The organism is Microcystis sp. M53602_WE12, assembly GCF_030065455.1.
Taxonomy (GTDB): domain Bacteria; phylum Cyanobacteriota; class Cyanobacteriia; order Cyanobacteriales; family Microcystaceae; genus Microcystis; species Microcystis aeruginosa.
The window spans coordinates 1-8584 of record NZ_JASJFB010000700.1 but is presented as its reverse complement, the minus strand read 5'-3'; the positions used below and the strand labels follow the sequence as shown (position 1 = coordinate 8584).

Here is an 8584-nt window from a genome sequence, read left to right as displayed (position 1 = left end):
TTAAATCCTCGTAGGCTATCAAGTCGTTTGACTGAATTAAACGGAGTGCCAATTTTTTAGCAAACTCTTCTCGTTGCCTACTTACTTTTAAATGTCCCTTGGCGTATTTTTGACTAGCTTTTTTGTAGTTATTAGACTGCTTTTGTCCTCTCTTAAACTTTTTCGACTTTCTTCTATTCAGTTTATGAAGACGTTTCTCGGCTTTTCGATAATACTTAGGAGGCTCTACTGTATTCCCGTTACTGTCAGCATAAAGATATTTTAACCCCATATCTAATCCTAGGCAATGACCCGTCGATTCTAATTGTGGGGTTATATCTCTAGCATCGAGTTTTAGCATTAACTGGCAATAATATCCATCAGCCCTTTTAACTATTCTTATCCGTTGAATTTGCCATTCTTGAAAATAAAACAAGTCTCGACTACCAATTAGTTTTAACTCCCCAATGTTTTTTCCATCAGTGAAAGTTATTCTCTTAGAATTTCGATTAAGTTTCCAACCTGACTTTTTAAACTCAACAGAATGAGTACGTTTAGAGTATTTAGGATATCCTTTTTTACCAGCGATTTGATTCTTGCAATTGTTATAGAACCTAAGAATAGCAGTCCAAGTCCGTTCGCAAGCCTGTTGACAAGCTGTAGAGTTAAGGTCTTTGACAAAAGGATATTCATCTCTTAATTGAGTTGTGTATCGATAAATATCTTTTTGTCCTACACCTTTATTGTCTGCCCAATATCTAAGACATTTATTCCGAACAAACTGGACTGTCCGAATAGCCTCATCAATGGCTTGATATTGAGATGGTTTTCCTCTAAGCTTGTACTCTAAAACAAACATTTTGCGTTATCGACCTACCACGCAAACTACTCTAGCATACTAAAGTTAAATTGGCAACTATAGATTAGAGTTATTCTTAGTCGTGCTTCGCTGTTCTATGCTGGCGGAACTTTTCATCTCCGAGGTGAAACCGAGGGTTCCTTCAAGCCGACATTATAGGTAAATAAGGAAGCGCACTTAATGCCCCAAGACTAGAATCTACCTCAGTGAAAGCAAATCTTACCTTATTAGCCATGAGTCAATTCTTGTTTCTCTTTTAATGCTTGAGCAAGAATGGCGGCAGCCTCAAAAGAGTCATGTAAACCTTGTCTAGGGAGATCATCTTCAATAGACATCGGTACAATACCAGAATCCTTGAGCAACTCGGCTACAAGAAAGTTAAGTAATAAGAGCTTATCGGAGTAAGACAATTGCTTTAGCAGGGGCGCAAATTGAGTAGTTGTCAGCATGGATTCAAGAAAGTTACGGATTTTGACTTTCTGCACTTTGTCTGAGTATAACACCACCTTTGCGCTAATCCCTGCCCCAAAAGCAGGCTAACTTTGCCGTTGGAGAGAAATCCCAGAAATGTTCAATCTAATCTTTATGGTTCTTCGGTTTGTGTCAGTGCGATGCCGAAGGCACTGCGTAGCAGTACGCCGCTCTGGTAGTGGATTGTTTCAGCTAAAATAGGGCAATAGATTTCGGCTTAAAGTCTTAGATTATAGAATTCATAGCATTTTTCTAATACACCAAATTAGCTGAAACAGTCCAGTAGGGTGCGTTAATGAAATGTAACGCACCTCTTTTTTCTCTAGTCAAACTATTAGAGCCAGTCTTAGGTTAAGTTGCCGAAAAAACATCTAGCCGACGATGCCTCTAGCGACTAGATGCCATGATCAAGTCATGTCTGTCCCTGACTAAAATAGAATTAGCGATTTCCCTAAGAGACCTAATTCCATGACGATTATCACTCTTTCACGTTATGTCACCAGAAACAATGAGATTTTAGGTGGAGAGCCAATTATTGAAGGCACTCGCACATCTATTCGCGCAATCGTAGGTCTGTGGCGATTAGGTGTGATGCCAGAGGAAATTCCAACTCATTTACCTCATTTGACCTTAGCACAAGTGTTCGATGCCTTGAGTTTTTATTTGGATCATCAAGCAGAAATTAACGAGTACATTGAACGTAACCAAGTCCCCGATGAGTTGGTGCATCCTTCTGTAAAGGCAGCTTTGGGTAAGCTATGAGCATATTTGCTTCGCTTTACATGGACGAAGATGTGTCGGCGTTAGTTGCAACACTTCTGCGTTCTCGTGGTTTAGATGTCACCACTGTTCCTGAGCAGTCAACTTTGGGCAAAACTGACAGCGAACAATTAGAATTTGCCGCTTCTTTAGGTAGATGTCTTGTCACCCACAACCGAGTTGATTTTGAACGATTACATCTTCAATTCATAGAGGAAGGCAGAGAACATTGTGGAATTATTGTTGTCCCTCAGAAAACTGCCTACGAGGTCGTGCAACGGGTTGGTGTTTTAGTCAACACGTTGACTGTTGATAGTATTAATAATCAGTTACTATACGCATGATTTCTCCGCAAACTTACACTCTAAGCACAAGCCAGCTAACACGATGAAGCGGCGATGTTCTAGTTCATTCATCACCGCTGACCATTGCTGTTAGACAGAAATCCCAGAAATGTTCAATCTAATCTTTATGGTTCTTCGGTTTGTGTTAGGCCATGGACGGGTTATAAAGGGCGATTTTTGTCAATTGTTTTCGATAACGTTTTTAAAACCCGACACCCGACACCCTGTCCGCAGGAAAAACTTTTTTAGCAGACCCTGGTTATTATACCGATAGGACGGGTTGGCCGGTAGAAATGGCTTTTTCGACGATATCGGCGGCCATTTTCACTCCTCCTGTCTTCTGTAGTGCTTTTTGCATTTTCAGGGCATTTTCTCGGTAACTGGGGAAGGATAAGACCTTTTCAATCGCCTTTCGTAAACGGGGAACTTCTAGACGGGAAATCGGAATCACTTCCCCTGTACCCGACCATTTTATCCGAGCAGATACCCCCGGTTGGTCGTTAGCGATGGGAATGGCCACCATCGGTACAGCTTGCGCTAGGGATTCTAGGGTAGTATTTAAGCCTGCGTGGGTGATAGTAAGAGAGGCTCTGGTTAAAAGCTCTAATTGGGGAGCATAGGGAACAACTAGGGCGTTTTTGGTTGTTATTTGAATGTTAGAGTCGGCATTGCCCAAGGATAAAACTAATTGTACCGGCAAATCGGCACAGGCTTCGGCGATCGCATTAAAGGCCGATTGTAGGCGATTTTGAATTGTACCGAGGGAAGCATAAATCAAGGGTTGTCCGGTTAATTTTTCGTAGGGAAAAGGAATCGTTTTTCTGGTGGAGGAATCGTGAAAGGGGCCGGTAAAGTGAAAGTGAGCGGGTAAATTTGACCGAGGAAACTCGAATTCGGCGGGTTGTTGGCTAATTTGAGCAAGGGGGGAATAGCGTTGATTGATGTTTTGATAGGGAATTAACCCCCATTCTTGACGCTGCTGGTTGATTAACTCATTCAGAGGACGAGTCAGAGAGTCAAGGAGTTTATAGCCAATTTTATTGCGAATAACCCCGATAAATGAGGGATTATAGTCCCAAGTGGTCATAAAGGGCGGAATAAGCGGATCACGATTTAAAACCAATGCCCCAGCAAAACTGACAAAGGGAATAGCTAATTTTTCTGCGATTGTACCTCCTGAGGGGGAGACTTGATCGACAATTAGGGCATCAATTCCCAAGCGACGCATCTCTTGAGGGATAGTTTCAAAGAGGGCAGCGGTAGAATTAGTAACTGATTGTACCGTGCGACGGACGGCGGCTTTTCCCTGTAATTGACCAATTTCGGCTAAATTTTTGGCTGATGTGCCTTTCGGATATTGGTCGGGTGCAATTGCCTGAAAATCTAAGCCGGCTGCTTGCACCATTTCTTCACCATCAAGAGTTAAAAAACAGGTAACTTTATGACCGCGTTTTTGTAACTCTTTTCCTAAAGGTAGGAGAGGATTGATATGTCCAGAAGCGGTGGGACAAAGAATGCCAAAATGAGTCATTAAACACCTCCACAGGTTTTCTTTAATTCTTCTAGATTCCAGAATGCTCCACCCAAGGCGGAGAATTGTATGCCTTCAAAGCAGTTACGCACGGCCCCCAAAGCGAGGGGATTAACTAGATAAATAAAGGGGACGTATTCCTGTTGAAGTTGTTGAATTTCATTATAGATAACTTTGCGCTTCTCAAAGTCTAATTCTTGGGAACCTTTGACGTATAAATCGGCGATTTTTTTCTCCCAATCCGCCGCTTGCCAGCCTTGAATCGGCGGGCTGCCGGGTTGAGGTTGTTGGTTAAAAGCGTGGAGATTTCCATCTACATACCAAATATTAGGGGCGTGGGGTTCATTATCGCCGGTAAAACCTAAAATATGTGCTTCCCAATCTAGACTATTACTCAGTTTATCAACTAAATTGCTAAAAGCGATCGCTTGAAAATCCACTTGAATTCCTATTGCGGCTAAATCATTTTTAATTTGTGCGCCTATTGCTTCCCGGATTTTGTTACCCGCATTAGTAATCAGGTTAAATCTAACGGGATTATTATCGGCATCGACTAGGAGATTATCACTATTATACTTAAATCCGGCCTCTAATAATAATTCTTTGGCTTTTTCGGGATTATAATCGTAACCTTTCAGGGTTTGATCGTAAAAAGGAGATTGGATAGAAAGAAAAGAATTTTGTTCTTGTCCCAATCCTCGATAGATATCATCAATCATTCTTTGACGATTAATGCCGTAGGCAATAGCTTGACGGAAATTTAAGTTATTAAACCAACGGGATTTAATCGGATCTACTAGGGGTTTTCCGTCGCGTTTTCCTTGATTGAGATTAAAACCGATAAATTGGGTTCCGTAGGCAGGTCCACCATTAAAAATAGTGAAATTTCCTCTTTCTTCTTCAGTTTTTAAGAGGGAGAAAAATTCGGGAGTTACCCCAATAGAATCTAAACTTCCCGAACGAAATTGCAGTAAAGTTGTATCCTGAGATTCAACAATTGCCCAAATTACCGAAGTTATATGAGGTAATTGTTGTCCCTGGGCATCTTTTTTCCAATAGTAAGGGTTATTCTCAAAAATAATCCTTTGTCCCGTTATATATTCTTTTAGTTTATAAGCACCATTAAAAACAATTTTATCGGGAGGAGTATCTAACCCCCAAGTGGAGAGAAATTCTAACCTACCATCGGGGCTTTTTTTCTGAATAGTTTTTTCTAAAGCGTGTTTAGGTAAAATCGGTGAACTGACAGCATCTAAAAAAGGAGCAAAAGGTTCGGGGAGTTTAAATTCGATTCTGCGATTATCTAGTTTAGTGATAACTGGAAATTCTTTTTTTAATCCTATTCTTAAACTATCGCGGTAGTTGTTGGGAATATCAGGATTTAGATATAAGTCTTTATAGGTAAAAACCACGTCATCAACGGTTAAGGGTTGACCATCCGACCATTTTAAACCCTCTCTCATAGTAAAAATAATGCTCAAATTATCATCGGAAATTGTCCAAGATTCTGCTAATACCGGTTCTTTTTTGCCAGTAATGGGATTTTCTGTTAATAGTCCTTCGTAGGTTAAACCAAAAATATTCGGGGATTCGGCCGATAAAACAGCATTAAAGGTTTTTGGGTCACTTAATACCGATATGACCACTTGATTGCGTCTAACTTGATTACCACAAGCAGTTAGGGAAATCAGCAATAAACAAGAAATTAAAAATACCGTTAATCCCTGCCAAAATTTCACCATAATCTTTAATATTTTTCTGTCCGACTATCTAGAAGTAAAGACCTTGCCTGGCTATATAGGGTTTGCTGAATAAATCTAAAAACCTTGTTGGGTAAGACTTTTAGACTTTTTGTCAATCAAAAAGTACCAGGTATGGGAGTGATCAGGGGGAAAATCCCTGGACTTTTTCCCTAAAAATTAGGTAATTGGCCACCTCAAAACCGGTAAAACCCCACACCCCACACCCCACACCCCAAACCCTGCCCCCACCGAAAAACTTTTTCAGCAGACCCTATATACACCGAAACTGACCAAGCTGAAAGCCGCTGGACTGTTTCCTTGCCCCATCAATATAACAGGAAATGAGACAAAAAATCTCGCCTAGGAAAGATTGACAAAGGCGAGAAACCGTGTTTCCATCAAGAATGGGAGATAAAATCTAAGAACGTTGTTCGATCGGTGTATAGGGGACTTCGTGTTCTCCTGTGTAGATTTGGGTAGGACGGAAAATGCGGTTAGTATTTAATTGTTCTTTCCAGTGGGCCAACCAACCGGCCACCCGGGAGATGGCAAAAATCGGGGTAAATAAGTCATTGGGGATGCCTAATTTCCGATAGACCAATCCCGAATAGAAATCCACATTAGGATAGATACCTTTTTCGCCGTAGATATCCACCATTGCCTGTTCTAATTCTAGGGCGATATCGTAGTATTCATCGGAACCTAATTCCGCGAATAATTGTTCGGCAAGATTTTGTAAAATCGTCGCCCGGGGATCCTTAACTTTATATACCCGGTGTCCAAAACCCATAACTTTTTGTTTATTGGCGATACATTTTTCCACATAGGGACGAACATTAGCCACCGAACCGATTTCCTCTAACATTAACAATACTTCCTCGTTTGCCCCACCGTGGAGGGGGCCGGCGAGAGTTCCCACTGCTGAAGCGATGACACCGTAGGGGTCGGTTAAAGTGGAAGCCGTCACCATGGCCGAAAAAGTCGAGGCATTCATGGTATGTTCGGCGTGGAGGGTCAAACAGACATCGAAAACTTTCGCCGCTAAATCCGTTGGTCGTCTTTCCGTCAACATATAGAGGAAATTGGCCGCATAATCAAGACTATCGTTGGGCTGAATGGGATGATTACCTTTGCGAATTAATTGAAACGCCGCCACCATGGTGGGGATTTTCGCTAATAGCCGGACTACTGCCTGACGGATATATTCGGGATTATCCAAAGCCCGACGGGCATAGTATAACCCTAAAGCCGCCGCCGAAGTTTGTAGCGCATCCATGGGATGGCCTTTTTCGGGGAAGCATTTCATCATGTCTTCGATACGGTACTTGATGCGTCGATGATAACGGATTTCATCGGCAAATTCGTCCAGTTCCGCCCCCGTGGGCAGAACACCCCAGATAAGGAGATAGGCGGTTTCGAGGAAGGTACTTTTTTCGGCGAGTTCCTCAATCCGAATGCCCCGATACTCTAAGATTCCCTTTTGCCCATCCACAAAGCTGATACTCGATTGGGCGGCGGGAATTCCTTCTAAACCTGGCCGATATTCACAAACTGTCATAGTTCTACTTTCCGTGGCGAAGATTAAGCCCTAACGCTAACTTACTTGATCTTTCCACCCTTACCGAAATTTTATAGAAATTCTTCGGTTCTGCCTCTCCCGTTCAGGATTGGGGAGAAGTGGACGGAAATTACCCCTATTTAGCGATTGCTTCGTCGATTTAGTCAACCCTGCCCTAGCGCATTTTTTCTGGGCTTACTGTTGCGACTCTAGCTAGAGGACTTGATATTTATCTACTTTCATTGTAGCGAGACTATCTCGATCGATTGAGCCGAGCGATAATTTTTTTAAGTTTCTTCGGGATTAATATTTAACTCCCGCAGTTTTGCCGCCAATCGTTCGGCCCGTTGCCGTTCCGCTTCCGCCCGTTGACTTTCCGTTTCGGCCCGTTGTCGTTCCGTTTCGGCCCGTTGACTTTCCGTTTCGGCCCGTTGACTTTCCGTTTCGGCCCGTTGACTTTCCGTTTCGGCCCGTTGTCGTTCTTCGTTGTAACTGGTGAAAGGTTGACCATCGGGATAATACAAAACTAACTCTGGTTCGGCTAATTGAAAACGAATGCCCAAGCGAGGACTTACCCAATTATCGAGATTTTCTAGACTTTCGAGCCGATTTTCCCGACGAATACAGCCGCCCAAATCATTTTTATCGGGATTATAAATGTAGTATTCTTCCACACCATAACGGTCATAAAACAGCAGTTTTCTGGTCATTTCCGTTGCGGTATTGCCCGGAGAGAGAATTTCAAAAACCACCTGCGGGGGGATATTGTTCTCTTTCCACTGTTGATAGGAACCTCTTTCTCCCTTGGGTCTGCCAAAAGCTACCATCACATCAGGCGCTTGTCGAGTCTTATTATCTCCCTCCACGGGATACCAGAGTAAATCGCCAGCGACAAAAACATCGGCATTATTGGCAAATAACCAGTCTAGATTCGATTTAATCGTCGTAATCCAGCGAAATTGTCTTGTATTATCGGCCATCGGTTTACCATCGCTATCGGGATAGACGATTGCGGTTTTCGGGCTGTCGTCGAGTTGTCTAACCATTGCTTAACCCTAGAATTTCGTCTTGGCTTCCTTAATAGTATAACTTTACTAGAAAAAACCAGGGCAAATATTTAGGGACGGTGATGATCCTAAATCCTGTTTAAAAAGTATCGGAGAGTGGGAATTAGTCAACCCTGCCCTAGAGCATTTTTTCTGGGCTTACTGTTGCGACTCTAGCTAGAGGACTTGATATTTAAGTAGCTGGTTATAATTAAATTAAAAATGGATTTTAGGTTTGATCCCCCCTGCCCCCCTTAATCTATCCATTAGTCACATCTTTCTTAACATAAAATTT

At 42.3% G+C, this 8584-nt stretch carries 8 protein-coding genes; 2 read left to right on the top strand and 6 right to left on the bottom strand.

The window, feature by feature from the left end; genetic code table 11:
- The coding region (locus PX482_RS21850; RefSeq protein WP_288123006.1) for an RNA-guided endonuclease InsQ/TnpB family protein at positions 1 to 838 on the bottom strand (838 nt) is incomplete at its 3' end.
- A gap of 227 nt (positions 839 to 1065) precedes the next feature.
- Positions 1066 to 1287 carry a hypothetical protein gene (locus PX482_RS21845; protein WP_002755098.1) on the bottom strand — a complete coding sequence of 74 codons (222 nt, stop codon included), beginning with the start codon at positions 1285 to 1287 and terminating at the stop codon, positions 1066 to 1068.
- A 490-nt stretch (positions 1288 to 1777) separates the two neighbouring features.
- Between PX482_RS21845 and PX482_RS21840 the strand changes: the two genes are divergently transcribed.
- Together PX482_RS21840 and PX482_RS21835 are read left to right on the top strand one after the other, a co-directional pair.
- Positions 1778 to 2071 carry a DUF433 domain-containing protein gene (locus tag PX482_RS21840; protein ID WP_002794978.1) on the top strand — a complete coding sequence of 98 codons (294 nt, stop codon included), beginning with the start codon at positions 1778 to 1780 and terminating at the stop codon, positions 2069 to 2071.
- Positions 2068 to 2412, top strand: coding sequence for a DUF5615 family PIN-like protein (locus PX482_RS21835; RefSeq protein ID WP_004159226.1), 345 nt, complete (start codon positions 2068 to 2070; stop codon positions 2410 to 2412). Before PX482_RS21840 ends, PX482_RS21835 begins: the two co-directional genes overlap by 4 nt.
- 262 nt (positions 2413 to 2674) lie before the next feature.
- On the opposite strand, the gene PX482_RS21830 is transcribed toward PX482_RS21835, so the two are convergent.
- The 4 genes from PX482_RS21830 to PX482_RS21815 form a co-directional block, all read right to left on the bottom strand.
- Positions 2675 to 3943 carry a glycosyltransferase gene (locus tag PX482_RS21830; protein WP_004159223.1) on the bottom strand — a complete coding sequence of 423 codons (1269 nt, stop codon included), beginning with the start codon at positions 3941 to 3943 and terminating at the stop codon, positions 2675 to 2677.
- Positions 3943 to 5685, bottom strand: coding sequence for an ABC transporter substrate-binding protein (locus PX482_RS21825; RefSeq protein ID WP_288123004.1), 1743 nt, complete (start codon positions 5683 to 5685; stop codon positions 3943 to 3945). Before PX482_RS21825 ends, PX482_RS21830 begins: the two co-directional genes overlap by 1 nt.
- Before the next feature lie 418 nt (positions 5686 to 6103).
- Positions 6104 to 7243, bottom strand: a complete 1140-nt coding sequence (locus PX482_RS21820; protein WP_002796663.1) for a citrate synthase — start codon at positions 7241 to 7243, stop codon at positions 6104 to 6106.
- A 287-nt stretch (positions 7244 to 7530) separates the two neighbouring features.
- Positions 7531 to 8289: a Uma2 family endonuclease gene (locus PX482_RS21815; RefSeq protein ID WP_288123003.1), complete on the bottom strand. Its 759-nt coding sequence runs from the start codon at positions 8287 to 8289 to the stop codon at positions 7531 to 7533.
- Positions 8290 to 8584: the final 295 nt, after the last annotated feature.